Here is a 15230-nt window from a genome sequence, read left to right on the forward strand (position 1 = left end):
AGAAGCAGCCTAGGGCGTAGCGGGGAGCGCCGCGACGGGGCCCTGCCATTCGGTGGGCAGCTCCACGGCGACACCCAGGACCGTGGAGGCGATCTCGTTCAATGCCCGGGCCGCGTACTTCTCCCCAACCCAGAGGTGCTTGGCTCCGGCAACGGCCACCAGCCGGGCCTGCGGCACGGCCGCAAACCGTTCGCGGGCTGCGGGCGGCTGGAGGTAGTCGTCAAACTCGGGAACCAGGACCGTCAGCGGCTTCCCGTACGCCGCCCAGGCCGCCAAGTCCGTGTCCACGGCGCGGTGCAGCGGCGGAGAGAGCAGCACGGCACCCTCGACCTGGCCGGCCACCGGCTGCACGGCGCCATACTTCAGCACCAGTTCGGTGCCGAAGGACCACCCCACCAGCCAGCGGTTGGGCAGTCTGCGATCCACGGCGAACTGCACGGCGGCGTCGACGTCGAGCCGTTCGCCGAGCCCCTCGTCAAAGGCGCCGCCGCTGGTGCCGCGCGGGGACGCCGTGCCGCGGGTGTTGAAGCGCAGCACCGCGATTCCGGCCAGGGCGGGCAGCCGGTAGGACGCCTTCTTGTAGACGTGGGAGTCCATGAACCCGCCGTGGGTGGGCAGCGGGTGCAGAGTGATCAGCGTTGCCCGGACAACGCCGTCGGCCGGCAGGGCCAGCTCCCCCACCAGGGTCAGCCCGTCCGCCGTCGTCAGTTCAATGTTTTCGCGCACGGCGGGCAGGATCGTGGCGGCACGGACCGCGGCCGGGGCGCCGGTGTCGACAAAGGCAAGGGTTGCGGGATCAAAAACCATGTCAACCAGCCTATCTGTACCGGAAGCTGCGCCCGCGCCAGCAGTTGTTGTGCCAGTGCCGGCGCTCGCGCAGCCCGGCCTCGGCGCCGAACATGGCATCCTCCCGCCACACCACCAGGTGGGCCACTCCGGGCGCCACCTCATGGTTGCAGCCCGGGCAGGTGTACGTTTTTTGCGCGTTGCCCGCCGTGATGGACCGCACGGCCCATTCGCCGTCGGGGGCGGACTGGCGCTGCGGCACGCCCAGCCGTGTGCGGTCAAGGCTGAAGCCCTCGTCGTCGCCCTTCCCGCCGCCCTGGCTGGTACGACGGCGGCGCGGATGGTTTGAGCGGGGCATCCCACCATTGTGCCGCACGGGTGCCGGTGCTGCCCACTTGGGCCCGCGCGGCCGCCGCCCCGGCATCGTCTAAAGTGGGAGGCGTGCGTTTAGTCATTGCCAAGTGCTCCGTCGACTACGTCGGACGCCTCAAAGCCCATCTTCCCCTGGCCGTTCGGCTCCTGTTGGTCAAGGCCGACGGTTCCGTCCTGGTCCATTCCGACGGCGGCTCCTACAAGCCGCTGAACTGGATGAGCCCGCCCGCCACCCTGCGCACCGTGGCCGCCGCGGACAGCGAACTCGAGGAGGGCGTGACCGAGCAGTGGATCGTGCAATCCACCAAGGCCGACGACAAACTCATCATCAACATCTACGAACAACTCCACGAGTCCAGCCATGACCTTGGCACCGACCCGGGCCTGATCAAGGACGGCGTGGAGGCCGATCTGCAGCGCCTGCTCGCTGACCAGATCGAACTGCTCGGCAACGGCTTTTCGCTGATCCGCCGGGAGTACTTCACGGCCATCGGCCCGGTGGACATCCTGGCCCGCGACGCCAAGGGTGCCACGGTGGCCATCGAACTCAAGCGCCGCGGCGACATCGACGGCGTCGAACAGCTCACCCGCTACCTTGAACTGCTCAACCGGGACCCGCTGCTGGCCCCCGTGCGCGGCATCTTTGCCGCCCAGCAGATCAAGCCGCAGGCGCGCGTCCTGGCCACCGACCGGGGAATCGAGTGCAAGACCCTTGATTACGACGCCATGCGCGGCGTAGATGACAGCGCCTCGCGGCTCTTCTAACTGTTGGGCCGTGGCGGCTGGATAGACTAAACAGCATGACTGTTGCCAGCGGCACCCCCGCCCCACGCCTTGAAAAGAAACTGATCCACGGATCCATCATCACCGACCACGGCGTCGTGGAGGGCGGCCTGCTCGCCATTGCCGGCGACAGGATCGTGTACGCCGGCCGTGCCGACCACTTTGACGAGCCCGACTTCGCGGCCGAGGACGTGGACGCCGCCAACGTCATCTCCATCCCGGCCGGGCACTATGTGCTCCCGGGCCTGGTGGACCTGCACAACCACGGTGGCAACGGCGGAGACTTCCCCAGCGGCAACGAGGAATCCGCCCGCACGGCCGTGGAGTTCCTGCACAAGGCCGGCACCACCACGCTGCTGGCCAGCATGGTCACGGCCTCCCCCGCCGACCTCATCAAGGGCATCGGCATCTACGCAAGAATGACCGACGAGGGCCTGTTGGCCGGCATCCACCTGGAGGGCCCGTTCCTCTCGCACGCCCGCTGCGGCGCACAGAACCCGGCCTTCCTGCTCAACCCCGACCTTGACCTCACGGCGGAACTGATCGAGGCCGGCCAGGGCAGCATCATCACCATGACCTACGCCCCCGAGCTCCCCGGCGCCGAGGACCTCGTGGACCTGCTGACAGCACACGGCATCACCCCGTCCGTGGGCCACACCGACTCGGACACGGCCACGGCCGCCGCCTCCCTCGAGCAGGCCCGCGACGGTTTGGACTCGACCGGGTTCGACGGCGTCTCCGGCCGCCCCACCGTCACCCACCTTTTCAACGGCATGCCGCCCATGCACCACCGGGCCCCGGGCCCCGTGGCCGCGTGCCTGCGGGCCGCGGCAGCCGGGCAGGCCGCCGTGGAACTCGTGGCCGACAACACCCACCTGGACCCGGAAACCGTCAAGACCGTCTTTGCGCTGGTGGGGGCGGAGAACATCCTGCTGGTCACCGACTCCATGGCGGCGGCGGGGCTCGCGGACGGCCAGTACATGCTCGGGCCCTCCCCCGTCACCGTCACCAACGGCGTGGCCACCCTGGACGCCACCGGTTCCATTGCCGGCGGGACGGCCACCCTGCTGGACGTGGTGCGCCGCACCGTGCAGGCCGGAGTGTCGCTCACCGACGCCCTGCGCTCCGCCACCGTGGTGCCGGCCGCCGTGCTGGGACTGACCGACGAGGTTGGCTCGCTGCGCCGCGGGCTGCGCGCCGACGCCGTGATTGTCGACGCCGAGTTGGAGCTGCAGAAGGTGCTGCGCGCCGGCGAATGGCTGCGCTAGTTAATAATTCGGTCACGAATGTTTACCTCGTTGACCCATGCTGTGATGCATGCCATGCTGTGTGCTGTCTTTAGATATGCAGAAACATTTACGAGGAGAAACAATGGCACAGGGAACCGTCAAGTGGTTCAACGCTGAAAAGGGCTTCGGCTTCATCACCCCCGACAATGCCGAGGGCGATGTATTCGTGCACTATTCGGAAATCCAAAGCGGCGGTTTCAAGACCCTCGATGAAAACGCCCGCGTTGAATTCGAGATCGGCCAGGGCACCAAGGGCCCGCAGGCCACCGGCGTGACCACGCTCTAGGGTTCCAACCCGCGTGAATAGGGCCCCCGGCACGGTTGCCGGGGGCCTTATTCGTGCCCTCACCTAAGAACGGGCCGGCCGATTAGGACTTGCGCAGCAGCCTGGCCAGCTGGCGGACCGAGACGTTGGGCATGTAGGCCTCGCCCACCGCCCGCCCGATCGCCGGCAGCGACAACGGGTCCTGGTACATCATGTACAGGGTGCGGTGCTGGGGCTGGAAGCGGCGTTTGAAGTTGGCCAGCGAGGCAAAGCCGTAGACGGGTTCCAGCGTGCGCCCCAGCAGGGCCAGGAACCGCTCCATGGACGTGTCCTCAAGGACTTCCAGGGGATTCGCCGGCTCGTCGTCCTCGGGCTCCGGATCGCTGTCGGTATCCGGGCTGATGGACAGCGGCGTTCCGGAGAGCGAAATCGTGGAGACCCTGTCCCGGAAGTGCAGCACGGCCTCGGCAATGAGGAACTCCATGACGCCGTTGAACGCATCCGTGTTGCGCCGCATGAAGTCAAGGGTCCAGCTGACCACCTCTCCGTTGGAGAACACCGGCAGCCAGCTCGTGACGCCGTGGATGCGCCCGGAGTCGTCCACGGCCAGGCACAGCAGCACGGCGTCGTCCTTGAGCTGCTCCACCCCGCCCAGGGTGAACCCCATTTCGGGCAGGGCCCGTTCCGAGACCCATTCCTCGGAAATTTCGTGGATCTGGGTGCGCAGGCCCGTGGACAATTCCGAATAGCGGCACCAGGTGGGCGTGATATTCAATTTCGCGGCCTTATTCAGGGCTGTGCGCACGTTTTGCCATTCCTTGCCCTTGAATTCCATGGATTGAATATCCAGCAGGGTTTCGGAGGCGACGGCCGCACGCCGGAATCCACGGTCGTGAAGCCCGCGCCAATTCGCATCGGTCACCGAATACAGGCACGGCGTGAGCGATTGGACGGTGCAGAACTCGAGGAATTCGTCCAGGGCGGCTGCGTAATCGCCTGGCTCGCCCACGGGCCCGCCAACGGTCACGGCCACACCAAAGTGCGGCTGGTAGGCGATTGCCACGGTCCCGGCGGCGTTGAACCAGTAACTGTTGTTGGGCCACAACGTCATCCAGGACAGCGAATCGCCGCCGCGGCGCACCAGTTCCGCAGCCTTGGCCCTGTCCGTACCTGCGGCGCCGCGCAGCACCCGTCGGCTGACGAACAGCCCGAGCACGCTCAACACGCTCGCCAGCCAGAAGACGGGCCCGCCAATGCTGAAGAGCAGCGTGGACGCAAAACCGTGCGGGTAGACGCCCGCGGCGTAGCTGAACGGGAACGGATACGGCAGCAGCACCCGCGGCAGGCTGGCCAGCAACCCCACCCAGCCATGAGGGCCATCCATGTTGCCCTCGACGAACCACGCCACGGAATACAGCGCCACGAAGACGCCCAGCATCGAGGGCAGCAGCACGAAGGCGCGCCGGCGCACCTCCGGGTTGGGGTCGATGTGGAAGTGCCGCCGGTACACCACCAGGACAAGGGCTATCAGGAACGGCACCAGCACCACCGGCAACAGTTCCCAGACGGAGCCGCTGACGCTGACCACCCGGTGCCCGCGCCGCAGCGGCAGGCCAAAGCCGGCAAAGACCTGCAGGTAGATGCCGCTCATGACACCGATCACCACGTGCAGGTAGACGGCAACCCAGAGCGCCAGCCGGTTTCCGCGGCGCAGCCCCTCGGCACAGGCCAGCAGCAACAACATCGGAGCGAGCCCCAGCAGGTGTCCGCCGGGCCCCAGCAGGCCCATGCTGTGCACCATGCCCTGGCACCCCGGCTCCCCCACGGTGCAACTGTTTTGCAACTGGTTCAGCGTGGGCACGGGGTTCACGATCAGGTTCCGCATGACGGCCAGCGGGCCCACGGGGACGTGCGCCAGCTCCGCCATGAGCGGCCCCACGGCAAAGACGGCCACCACGATCGCCAGGTTGGTCCGCACTTCGCGGCTGGTGGACCGCGAGGCGTATGCGGGGTTGCGAGCCGGCAGCAATGCCATGCCCAGCACCAGGCCGACGACGGCGCCCAGCAGGATGAACAGGTTTTGGGCGTGCCCCACATAGAGGGAAAGCATCGCGGCCGCGGCAAACGTCACGGCACGTACCCGGCGCCGCCACAGCACGCTGATGCTCCGGCTGGCCACCATCAGGGCGCCCACAGACGCGGCATAGGGGCCCAGCAGGGTTGCCTCGCGCATGCCGGCAAGCCATTCCAGATGCACGGCCGTGCCGGCCCCCACCAGCCCGGTCATCAGCACGACGGCGCCGAGCTGGCTGGAGAAGAACACCGCCACCGTCCGCCAGGACCCCAGGGTGATCTCGGCCAGCCCCAATACGCCAAGGAGCACGGCGGCCGCGGCAAAGAGCGCCGCCGGGTTCGGCGTCAGGAACATGGTGCTGAAGATGGACCACCACTGGCCCGTGAAGAAGTCGGTGGTTTGGAATCCGGCAACACCGGCCAGCGCGGCACCCGGAGGCCGCAGCAGGGTACCGGTGGCGGCGTGCGCAAAAAGGGTCGCCGCCAGCACGAACAGCGTGAAGGGGATGCGCCGGATCCAGCCGGTTACCGCCGCCGTCATTGCAGCCCCAGCCGGGCGCCGAGGAACGCGAAGGCCACGGGCAGGGCCTGGCTGACCATCACCCAGGAGTGTCCGCCCGGGAAGGAGGTGGTGGTCAGTTTCATCCCTGCCTTTCGACCGGCGGATGCGAGCGTTGCGACGTTCTTCATGTACACGGGGTCCTGCTGCCCGGAGGCGAACCAGCCGTCGATTTCAGGATACTTCCGATCCTTCAGCAAGGTCATCGGCACCACGGCATTAAACGCCGTCGTGTGCCCGTTGAAAGCCCGCTGGATGGTCACGGCACGGTTTGCCGTGAGGGCGGGTTCGCGTTCCGGCGAGATGGCGGCAAAGGAGCCGTAGACGTTGGGGTGGCGGGTCACCATCTGCACTGCGCACGTGCCGCCGTAGGAGAATCCGGCCACGGCCCAGTGCCGGTGGTTAAGATCCACGTTGAGGGTGTGGGTGATCCAGTGCGGCACGTCGACGGCCATGTAGGTGTCCACCCGGCCCAGCTCCGAGTTCATGCACATCGTGTTGCCGGTCTCGCTGCCGTTGGGGTCGGGCATGACCACCACGGGTGCCAGGCCGTCGTGGGCGTGGGCGTAGGTGTTCAGGGTTTGGGCCAGGTGCCCGGATTGGAGCCAGTCCGACGGCGCGCCCGGCTGCCCGGCGACCAGCACCACGACCGGCAGCAGCGGCCGGCTGCGGGCAAAATAGGCCGGCGGCAGGTACACGATTGCGGGACGGGCGTCGAAGTGCGAACGGGTGCCGGGGATGGTGACCTGGCGGAAGTCACCCGAGGCGGGCATCACGCGCGGGGTCCTCCAGCCGTCCTTGACGGGCAGCGCCCGGTAGCGGACGGCGTCCTTCTTGGTCAGGTAGTGCGGGATTCCCTCGGCAAGGATCGGCGCACCGTGCACCAGGCTGCCCACCGTGGGGTACTCGCCAAAATAGGCATTGATCTGCAGGGCGCTGACGGACAGGACGGCCACCGCGGCCACCACGGCCGTCAAGCGGCGCACCGGGGAGGTTTGGCGAGGGAGCCCGGATACGCCGTGGCGTGCCGTGCGCGCGTGGCGGACGGCCCGGCCCAGGCCAAGCAGCGCCGTCGCCAGTCCCAGGGCCAGGCCCCAGATGGCAAAGCCGACGCACACCACGATGGTGGTGGGCAGGTCTTCGGGCCACCAGTACCAGACGTTGATGACGGCCCAGCACAGCGCCATGGCGGCCGCGGCCGATGCCACGGCACTCACGGCGGCGAAGATCCACCACTTGGGGGACCTGCGGATCAGCAGGTAGGCCAGGGCCAGTGCGCCCACACCCAGGGCGACGACGGGAACGGGCCCGGAGGCCAGCTCAATTCCGTAAATCCATTTCAGCACGAGACCACTTGCCCTCTAAATAAACAACCCCGCGTTATTCCCCGGGCAACCTTTGTGATGTTAGTGCTGTTTACTGGGAGCGTCCTGAAGAATCGCGGTGTGCTAGCGCCACGTTCCGATGCCCACCACGGGCCCGGCCTCGAGCCAGGAGGACAGCCCGGCGTACGCGCCAAACTTCATGGCCAGCAGCACCGCCTCACCCTTGTATTCCAGGGTCACGATGACGACGTCGGGCGGAACGCGGGTGAGCTCGGATTCGGTGGGCGTGCGCCGGCCCACGAGCACGATGGAGCTGCGCACCATCTTCAGGTGCGGGCGGGGGCTTAACGAAAGGAGCCGGAACCATTCAAGGTCCGACTCCTGATAACGACAAACCCCCATCTGCCAGCGATTGTTCGCTACGCAAATGGAGGCGTCCACGGTGCCCAGGGCGCGCCGCAATTGCATGCGGCGCACCCCAAACAGGCACAGTGTAATAACGACCAGCAGGAATGCTCCTGCCAGGACGATGAACGGGGTACCGAGTTCGTTCATCAATTGCTTGCTAGTGGTTCCCTGCGTTTGACGCTGCGCTGTCTTCCAACTGCGCGTTGTCGGCAACGATCACGACACGATTGCTGTCGACCGAGAAGAAGCCACCGTCAACGGTCACCGCGATGCGGTTGCCGTCGATGGGCTCGATGGCCAGCTCGCCCGCAGCCAAAATCGCCAGCAAGGGTGAGTGTCCGGGGAGAATACCGATCTCTCCATCGCTCGTGCGTGCCTTGACCATCTTGGCCGCGCCCGCCCACACATGGTGGTCGGCCGCTACGATTTCAACCTCGAGTTGTGCCATGGCTACTTGGTCGATCCAGTTGACTCTTGGATCTTGGCCCACTGCTTGTAGACGTCATCCATGCCGCCGACGTTGAAGAACGCCTGCTCGGCAATGTGGTCGACTTCGCCGTCGCAGATCATCTGGAAGCCTTCGATGGTGTCCTTGATGGAAACCGTGGAGCCTTCCACGCCGGTGAACTGCTTGGCCGTGTACGTGTTCTGCGAGAGGAACTGCTGGATGCGACGGGCGCGGGCCACGACGATCTTGTCCTCTTCGGAGAGCTCGTCAACACCAAGGATGGCGATGATGTCCTGGAGTTCCTTGTTCTTCTGCAGGATCTGCTTCACACGTACGGCGGTGTCGTAGTGCGCCTGGCCGATGTACTGCGGGTCGAGGATGCGCGACGTTGAGGTCAGCGGATCCACGGCCGGGTACAGGCCACGGGAAGCGATTTCACGGGAGAGCTCGGTGGTGGCGTCCAAGTGTGCGAACGTCGTTGCCGGAGCCGGGTCGGTGTAGTCATCAGCAGGGACATAAATGGCCTGCATGGACGTGATCGAGTGGCCCTTGGTGGAGGTGATGCGCTCCTGCAGGAGGCCCATCTCGTCGGCAAGGTTGGGCTGGTAACCCACGGCGGAGGGCATGCGGCCCAGCAGCGTGGAAACTTCGGAACCGGCCTGCGTGAAGCGGAAGATGTTGTCAACGAAGAGCAGCACGTCCTGGTTCTGCACATCGCGGAAGTACTCCGCCATGGTCAGTGCGGACAGGGCCACGCGCAGACGCGTTCCCGGCGGCTCATCCATCTGGCCGAAGACTAGGGCGGTGTCCTTCAACACGCCTGCCTCTTCCATTTCAACCCAGAGGTCGTTACCTTCACGCGTACGCTCGCCAACACCGGCGAATACCGAGGTACCACCGAAGTTGCGGGCCACACGGGTGATCATTTCCTGGATCAAAACGGTCTTGCCGACACCGGCGCCACCGAACAGGCCGATCTTTCCACCCTTGATGTACGGGGTGAGAAGGTCGATGACCTTGATACCGGTCTCGAGCATCTCCGTGGAGCCCTCGAGGGTTGCGAAGGCCGGAGCCTTGCGGTGGATGGGCCAGCGCTCGGTGGTGGTGAGCTCCGACTCTTCGATGTCCAGGGGCTTGCCCAGGACGTTGAAGATGTGGCCCTTGACGCCGTCGCCGACGGGGACGGAGATCGGGGCACCGGTGTCCTGGACAGACGTGCCGCGGACGAGTCCGTCGGTGGCCTGCAGGGAGATGGCGCGAACGAGGTTGTCACCGAGGTGCAACGCGGTCTCGAACGTGATGGTGCGGGTCACTCCGGCGAGCGTGAGCTGCGCCTCGAGTGCATTGTAGATGCCGGGGATGGAGCCCGCGGGGAATTCGACGTCAACGACGGGGCCAATGACACGCGCAATGCGTCCGACGGCACCGGCCTTGGCGGCTACCTGCTCTGTAGTAGTGGCAGTCATCTCTCTCACTTCAATCAGTAGATGGCGTGGGGTTAAGTCTAGCTGGGTCAGCAACTGCACGGGACGGGCCCGTGGGAGGTCAATCGGTTAGGACGCGTTCAACGCGTCGGCACCGGCCACGATCTCGGACAGTTCCTGGGTGATTTCGGCCTGGCGGGCCGTGTTACGCAGTCGTGTGTACTTCTTGATCAGTTCCGTGGCGTTGTCGCCGGCGGACTTCATGGCACGCTGGCGTGCTGCGAGTTCGCTTGCGGCTGCCTGGAGCATGGCGTTGAAGATGCGCGACTCGATGTACCTCGGCAACAGGGCGTCAAGGACCTGCTCCGCATCGGGTTCGAACTCGTACAACGGCAGAAGGTCGGTCTCGCTGGTTGCGTTCTCCTCCACCACCTCAAGGGGCAGTAGACGAACAACCTGCGGAACCTGCACGACCATCGACTGGAAGCGAGTGGATACGATGTGGATTTCATCCACGCCGCCCTGTTCGTAATCCGTGGCGAATGCCTCAAGTACCGCGGCGCCAACTTCCTGGGCGGTCTCGAACTCGGGGGCATCCGTGCCACCGGTCCAGACGCGCGCAAACGGGCGGTCACGGAAGTCGAAGTAGGCTTGCGCCTTTCGCCCGACCAGGAAGTACGTGACTTCCTTGCCTTCTTCAATCAAAAGCTCGCTCAGCTGCTCTGCCTGCTTCAGAACGCTCGCGGAATAGGAACCCGCAAGGCCTCGGTCGGCGGCAACAATGACGACGGCGGCGCGGCGGATCTGCTCCGGCTCAGTCACCAACGGGTGGTCGATGACACTCTGCGATGCCACGGCAGAAACGGCGCGGGTAATGGCGTTCGAGTACGGCAGGGATGCTGCCACACGGGTACGCGCCTTACCGATGCGCGAGGTAGCGATCAGTTCCATCGCCTTGAAGATCTTTCGCATCGACGTGGTCGATGAGATCTTCTGACGGTAGACCCGGATCTGGGCTCCCATACTTTTCCTTTCCTAGAAATTCGCTACACAAAAGGTGCTAAAACTTGCCCGTGTTCCGGGCCCGCATTTTCATGCGGGCCCGGAACGGCAAAGCTGCTAGCGCTTCTGCTTGACGATCTTCTCCTGGTCGACGTCGGAACCGTCCAGAGCGGCGTGCTCCTCGTGTCCGGCACCTACCAGGTGGTTGTCGCCAACACCGAAGAAGCCGGCCTTGAAGTCCGTGATGGCGGTCTTGAGCGCCGCAACGGTTTCATCGGCCATGACGTTGGTCTGGGCGAGCGTGGTCAGGATGGAAGTGCCGTGGCGCAGGTGCTCGAGGAATTCCTTCTCGAAACGTCCCACATCTTCAACCGGGACATCGTCCAGGAAGCCGTTGGTTCCGGCCCAGATGGAGACAACCTGGTCTTCGACCGGGAACGGTGCGTACTGGCCCTGCTTGAGCAGTTCCATCAGGCGTGCACCACGGGTCAGCTGCTGCTTGGAGGCGGCATCCAGGTCCGAGGCAAACATGGCAAATGCCTGCATGTCGCGGTACTGGGCCAATTCCAGCTTCAACGTACCGGAAACCTTCTTCATCGACTTCACCTGAGCGGCACCACCGACGCGCGAGACGGATACACCGACGTCGACAGCGGGGCGCTGGTTGGCGTTGAAGAGGTCCGACTGCAGGAAGATCTGGCCATCGGTGATGGAGATCACGTTGGTCGGGATGTAGGCGGAAACGTCGTTTGCCTTGGTTTCGATGATCGGCAGACCGGTCATCGAGCCGGCACCGAGCTCGTCGGAGAGCTTGGCACAACGCTCCAGCAGGCGGGAGTGCAGGTAGAACACGTCACCCGGGTATGCCTCGCGGCCCGGCGGGCGGCGCAGCAGCAAGGACACGGCGCGGTAGGCTTCGGCCTGCTTGGACAGGTCATCGAAGACCACCAGGACGTGCTTTCCGGCGTACATCCAGTGCTGGCCAATGGCCGAACCGGCGTACGGTGCCAGGTATTTGAAGCCGGCGGGGTCGGATGCCGGGGAGGCCACGATCGTGGTGTACTCCAGGGCGCCGTGGTCTTCCAGGGTCTGGCGGACAGCGGCGATCGTGGAAGCCTTCTGGCCGATGGCGACGTACACGCAGCGAACCTGCTTGTTCGTGTCACCGGAAGCCCAGTTGGCCTTCTGGTTGATGATCGTGTCAACAGCGAGAGCGGTCTTGCCGGTCTGGCGGTCACCAATGATCAGCTGACGCTGGCCACGGCCGATCGGGATCATTGCGTCAATGGCCTTCAGGCCAGTCTGCATGGGCTCGTGAACGCTCTTGCGCTCCGTCACGCCGGGGGCCTGGAGTTCCAGGGCACGGGTGGTCTCGGCAACAATCTCGCCCAAGTCGTCGATGGGTGCACCCAGGGGTCAACCACGCGGCCAAGGAAGGCGTCGCCTACGGGCACGGACAGGATCTCACCGGTGCGGTGAACTTCCTGGCCTTCTTCGATCCCGGTGAAGTCACCGAGGATGATGACACCGATTTCGCGTACGTCGAGGTTCTGGGCCAGGCCCAGCGTGCCGTCTTCGAAGCGAAGCAGCTCGTTAGCCATAACGGAGGGAAGACCCTCCACGCGGGCAATACCATCGCCTGCGGTGGTAACCCGGCCAACCTCAACGCGCTCGGCGTTGCCCGGTTCGTAGGACGCCGCGAAGTCGTTCAACGCATTACGGACGTCGTCGGCGTTGATGGTCAATTCGGCCATCTGCAGTCCCTGCTCTCCTATTTCGCGATCATCGCATGATTCACGATGACCTAGCTTTCGCACCTTTCCCATCCTGTGTGGACGGGCGGTTTGGATTCTTACTTTTTATGCTTTAAGGCTATCCAGCCAACTGGCGGCGCAGTTCGCCCAATCGGGCCAGGACGGAGGCATCCACTACCTCGTCACCAACCCGGACACGAACGCCGCCGATGAGTGAGGGCTCAACGTTGATGTTCACGTTCAGCACCCGCCCGTACAGGGAGTTAAGCCCGCGCTGCAATCGATCAATCTGCGACTGCTCCAACGGACGGCTCACCGAGACGGTGGCAATCCAGCGCTGCTGGCGTGCCGCCGCCAAATTGGCGAACCGTTCGATGAGCTTGACGGTCTTCAGACCGCGCGGATGAACAACTGCCTGGCGGATCAACACCTTTGCTTCCTCGGACGAGCCGGGAACCAATTTCAGTGCCAGGTCCACCTTCGCGGACTCGGCTGCCTGCGGCTCCACCAAGGCGCGCTGCACCTCGTGGCTGGACTCAACAGCCTGGTTGAAGGAGAACAGATCGTTCTCCAACGCTGCCAGGGCGCTGGCGCCGGAAACGGAGTTGCCGGAAGTCGCAGATGCGCTCCGATTTTCTGCAACAGCAATGGCCACGGTTGCGGCCAAGGTCTCGAGTGCATCGCCAATGTCACGAGCATCGCTCCAGCGGGCTGCTGCCAAACGGCCAATGATTGCTTCCGCCTGGGCGGAAACCTTGCCCTTGACCAGTGAGGTGACCAGTGCCGACTTCTCAACACCTGTGCGGGAAGGATCGGTCAGTGACCGGCGCAAGCCGGCCGAACCGTCCAGGACCGTCAGGATGGAAAAAAGCTCCTGAGCCAACGACAGCGACGCTGTGGGAAGCTCGGCTTCCAATTCAGCCAATGCTGTGGTCAGCGATTCGCTCGATACACCTGCCATTACTTGCTAGCACCTTCGCTCTGCTGTTCCAGGTCAGCCAGGAAACGATCCACCACGCGGCTGGCGCGTGCGTCGTCGTTCAATGACTCGCCCACGATGCGTCCCGCCAGCGTCGTAGCCAGCGTGCCAACCTCTGCGCGCAGCGAAACAACGGCAGCCTGACGCTCTGCAGCGATGGTTGCCTGTGCCTGCTCCGTGATGCGAGCGGACTCCGCGGCAGCCTTTTCCTTCAGGTCGGCCAGGATCTGGGCGCCTTCCGTGCGGGCTTCCTCGCGGATGCGGTTGGCTTCGGTGCGAGCCTCGACCAACTGCGCCTTGTATTCGTCAAGCGCTGCCGTGGCTTCGGCCTGGGCCTTTTCAGCCTTGGCAATTCCGCCTTCAATGGCTTCGGTGCGCTCGGCGTACGTCTTCTCGAACATCGGGACAACAAACTTGACCACGATGAACATGAGAAGAGCGAAGCCGACGGCAACAACCAGTACTTCAGACCAGTTGACGGCCAGAGGGCTGGGCGCTGCATCCGCCGCGTTGACGGAGGCTAAAATCATGAGGTTATTCATATTTCACCCGTCCTTATCTACTCGTGTGTAAAAGGTTCAAATTCTCTTTACTTGAGAACGAACGCAAACACGAGGCCGAGGATGGCAAGTGCTTCAGTCAGAGCCAGGCCCAGGAAGGCGAGGGGCTGCAGCACACGCTGAGCTTCCGGCTGACGCGCTACACCATTGATGTAGGCAGCGAAAACCAGACCCACACCAATAGCACCACCGATTGCGGACAGACCGTAACCGATAAGGTTCAGTGAGCCGTTGATTTCACCCGTCATTGTGTTTCCTTTCAAGATGCCCGTAGGCAGGTTGTTTGGTTCAAGTTATCCCCCGCGGGGAATTATTTTTTGATTGTTAGTGGCTGTCCGCGTGGACAGCACCTTCAATGTAGATTGCGGTCAGCAGGACAAAGACGTAGGCCTGCAGGACCATAATCAAAGCTTCGAGCATGTACATGGCGACGGAGCCGACAAGTACCAGAATAGAGGTTCCCTGCAGCAGGACGTTTTCCTGCTGAATGAGGAATTCGATGCCGGAGCCGGCGATCATGACGATCAAGTGGCCGGCCAGCATCGTGGCGAACAAACGCAGGCTGTGGGTCATGGGGCGGACCACGAAGTTCGAGATGATCTCGATCGGGACCACCAGCGGCAGGATGTACCACGGCACACCCGACGGCACCACTGCGAGCTTGAAGTAGCGCAGGCCGTTGACCTTGATGCCGACGCCGATCCAGGTCACGTAGACCAGTGCGGCCAGGACATAGGCGCCCGAGACGTGCGAGAAGCTCGGGAGCTGGATGAACGGAATGGCGCCGAAGAGGTTGTTCAGCAGGATGAAGAAGAACAGCGCGAACAGCAGCGGCACGAACTTCTTGTAGTCCTTGGCGCCGATGACGTCCTTGGCCACGGAGTTGCGGACGAAGCCGTAGCCCAGTTCACCGATGAACTGCAGCTTGCCGGGAACCAGCTTGCCCTTGCGGGCCGCCGCCAGGAAGAACCAGGCGATGATCACGACGGACAGCAGCACCAGCAACATCTGCTTGGTGAATTCAAAACCGCCAATGGTGAAGAACGGGGTTAGGTGGGTTTCGACGCTGGGCGGGGTAAAGCTTCCACCATCTTGGGCGGGGAGCGTAAGCGCGATCAACGCGTTTCCTCTCTGCAGAGTCCATAATTGGGCTGGGTTTCGGGAACTGAGGCGAAGGTTGCTTCGCAGCCCCCAACGTTATTG

15 protein-coding genes and 1 pseudogene are annotated in these 15230 nt (G+C 64.2%); 3 read left to right on the forward strand and 13 right to left on the reverse strand.

What is annotated here, in order from left to right:
* Positions 1–9: 9 nt before the first annotated feature.
* Both AL755_RS15660 and AL755_RS15665 read right to left on the reverse strand, forming a co-directional pair.
* Positions 10–807 carry an alpha/beta hydrolase gene (locus AL755_RS15660; RefSeq protein ID WP_054011796.1) on the reverse strand — a complete coding sequence of 266 codons (798 nt, stop codon included), beginning with the start codon at positions 805–807 and terminating at the stop codon, positions 10–12.
* 10 nt (positions 808–817) lie between these two features.
* Positions 818–1144, reverse strand: coding sequence for a hypothetical protein (locus AL755_RS15665; RefSeq protein WP_054011797.1), 327 nt, complete (start codon positions 1142–1144; stop codon positions 818–820).
* An 83-nt stretch (positions 1145–1227) separates the two neighbouring features.
* Here AL755_RS15665 and nucS point away from each other — a divergent pair, with 83 nt between their 5' ends.
* From nucS to AL755_RS15680, 3 genes are all read left to right on the forward strand, one after another.
* Complete coding sequence (gene nucS, locus AL755_RS15670; protein WP_054013110.1) at positions 1228–1923, forward strand: endonuclease NucS; 696 nt, start codon at positions 1228–1230, stop codon at positions 1921–1923.
* Between the two features lie 35 nt (positions 1924–1958).
* Positions 1959–3209: an N-acetylglucosamine-6-phosphate deacetylase gene (locus tag AL755_RS15675; RefSeq protein ID WP_054011798.1), complete on the forward strand. Its 1251-nt coding sequence runs from the start codon at positions 1959–1961 to the stop codon at positions 3207–3209.
* A 103-nt stretch (positions 3210–3312) separates the two neighbouring features.
* Positions 3313–3516: a cold-shock protein gene (locus AL755_RS15680; protein ID WP_054011799.1), complete on the forward strand. Its 204-nt coding sequence runs from the start codon at positions 3313–3315 to the stop codon at positions 3514–3516.
* 82 nt (positions 3517–3598) lie between these two features.
* Here AL755_RS15680 and AL755_RS15685 read toward each other — a convergent pair whose 3' ends face one another.
* From AL755_RS15685 to atpB, 11 genes and pseudogenes are all read right to left on the reverse strand, one after another.
* A complete protein-coding gene (locus tag AL755_RS15685) occupies positions 3599–6109 on the reverse strand; it encodes a bifunctional lysylphosphatidylglycerol flippase/synthetase MprF (RefSeq protein ID WP_054011800.1) in 2511 nt (836 codons plus the stop codon).
* A complete protein-coding gene (locus AL755_RS15690; RefSeq protein ID WP_082369348.1) occupies positions 6106–7473 on the reverse strand; it encodes an alpha/beta hydrolase in 1368 nt (455 codons plus the stop codon). Before AL755_RS15690 ends, AL755_RS15685 begins: the two co-directional genes overlap by 4 nt.
* 102 nt (positions 7474–7575) lie before the next feature.
* Positions 7576–8007, reverse strand: coding sequence for a DUF2550 domain-containing protein (locus tag AL755_RS15695; RefSeq protein ID WP_054011801.1), 432 nt, complete (start codon positions 8005–8007; stop codon positions 7576–7578).
* Between the two features lie 10 nt (positions 8008–8017).
* On the reverse strand, positions 8018–8308 hold the full coding sequence (locus AL755_RS15700; protein WP_054011802.1) for a F0F1 ATP synthase subunit epsilon: 291 nt from the start codon (positions 8306–8308) through the stop codon (positions 8018–8020).
* A gap of 2 nt (positions 8309–8310) precedes the next feature.
* Positions 8311–9774 carry a F0F1 ATP synthase subunit beta gene (gene atpD / locus AL755_RS15705; RefSeq protein WP_054011803.1) on the reverse strand — a complete coding sequence of 488 codons (1464 nt, stop codon included), beginning with the start codon at positions 9772–9774 and terminating at the stop codon, positions 8311–8313.
* 87 nt (positions 9775–9861) lie between these two features.
* Positions 9862–10755, reverse strand: coding sequence for a F0F1 ATP synthase subunit gamma (locus AL755_RS15710; protein ID WP_054011804.1), 894 nt, complete (start codon positions 10753–10755; stop codon positions 9862–9864).
* A gap of 96 nt (positions 10756–10851) precedes the next feature.
* Positions 10852–12488: pseudogene (gene atpA, locus AL755_RS15715) on the reverse strand (F0F1 ATP synthase subunit alpha).
* 118 nt (positions 12489–12606) lie between these two features.
* Complete coding sequence (locus AL755_RS15720; RefSeq protein WP_054011805.1) at positions 12607–13449, reverse strand: F0F1 ATP synthase subunit delta; 843 nt, start codon at positions 13447–13449, stop codon at positions 12607–12609.
* On the reverse strand, positions 13449–14009 hold the full coding sequence (locus AL755_RS15725; RefSeq protein ID WP_054011806.1) for a F0F1 ATP synthase subunit B: 561 nt from the start codon (positions 14007–14009) through the stop codon (positions 13449–13451). The genes AL755_RS15720 and AL755_RS15725 overlap by 1 nt, the downstream gene beginning before the upstream one ends.
* A 47-nt stretch (positions 14010–14056) precedes the next feature.
* Positions 14057–14275 (reverse strand): ATP synthase F0 subunit C, encoded by a 219-nt coding sequence (gene atpE, locus AL755_RS15730; protein ID WP_054011807.1) that lies wholly within the window; start codon positions 14273–14275, stop codon positions 14057–14059.
* A 76-nt stretch (positions 14276–14351) separates the two neighbouring features.
* Positions 14352–15146, reverse strand: a complete 795-nt coding sequence (atpB, locus tag AL755_RS15735; RefSeq protein ID WP_054011808.1) for a F0F1 ATP synthase subunit A — start codon at positions 15144–15146, stop codon at positions 14352–14354.
* Positions 15147–15230 lie beyond the last annotated feature (84 nt).

The organism is Arthrobacter sp. ERGS1:01, from assembly GCF_001281315.1.
GTDB lineage: Bacteria > Actinomycetota > Actinomycetes > Actinomycetales > Micrococcaceae > Specibacter.

What these genes read in the sequence shown, in the direction of transcription:
- AL755_RS15660 (WP_054011796.1), bottom strand. Translation starts at nt 807, where the DNA reads ATGGTTTTTGATCCCGCAACCCTTGCCTTTGTCGACACCGGCGCCCCG.
- AL755_RS15665 (WP_054011797.1), bottom strand. Translation starts at nt 1,144, where the DNA reads ATGCCCCGCTCAAACCATCCGCGCCGCCGTCGTACCAGCCAGGGCGGC.
- AL755_RS15675 (WP_054011798.1), top strand. Translation starts at nt 1,959, where the DNA reads ATGACTGTTGCCAGCGGCACCCCCGCCCCACGCCTTGAAAAGAAACTG.
- AL755_RS15680 (WP_054011799.1), top strand. Translation starts at nt 3,313, where the DNA reads ATGGCACAGGGAACCGTCAAGTGGTTCAACGCTGAAAAGGGCTTCGGC.
- AL755_RS15685 (WP_054011800.1), bottom strand. Translation starts at nt 6,109, where the DNA reads ATGACGGCGGCGGTAACCGGCTGGATCCGGCGCATCCCCTTCACGCTG.
- AL755_RS15695 (WP_054011801.1), bottom strand. Translation starts at nt 8,007, where the DNA reads ATGAACGAACTCGGTACCCCGTTCATCGTCCTGGCAGGAGCATTCCTG.
- AL755_RS15700 (WP_054011802.1), bottom strand. Translation starts at nt 8,308, where the DNA reads ATGGCACAACTCGAGGTTGAAATCGTAGCGGCCGACCACCATGTGTGG.
- atpD (WP_054011803.1), bottom strand. Translation starts at nt 9,774, where the DNA reads ATGACTGCCACTACTACAGAGCAGGTAGCCGCCAAGGCCGGTGCCGTC.
- AL755_RS15710 (WP_054011804.1), bottom strand. Translation starts at nt 10,755, where the DNA reads ATGGGAGCCCAGATCCGGGTCTACCGTCAGAAGATCTCATCGACCACG.
- AL755_RS15720 (WP_054011805.1), bottom strand. Translation starts at nt 13,449, where the DNA reads ATGGCAGGTGTATCGAGCGAATCGCTGACCACAGCATTGGCTGAATTG.
- AL755_RS15725 (WP_054011806.1), bottom strand. Translation starts at nt 14,009, where the DNA reads ATGAATAACCTCATGATTTTAGCCTCCGTCAACGCGGCGGATGCAGCG.
- atpE (WP_054011807.1), bottom strand. Translation starts at nt 14,275, where the DNA reads ATGACGGGTGAAATCAACGGCTCACTGAACCTTATCGGTTACGGTCTG.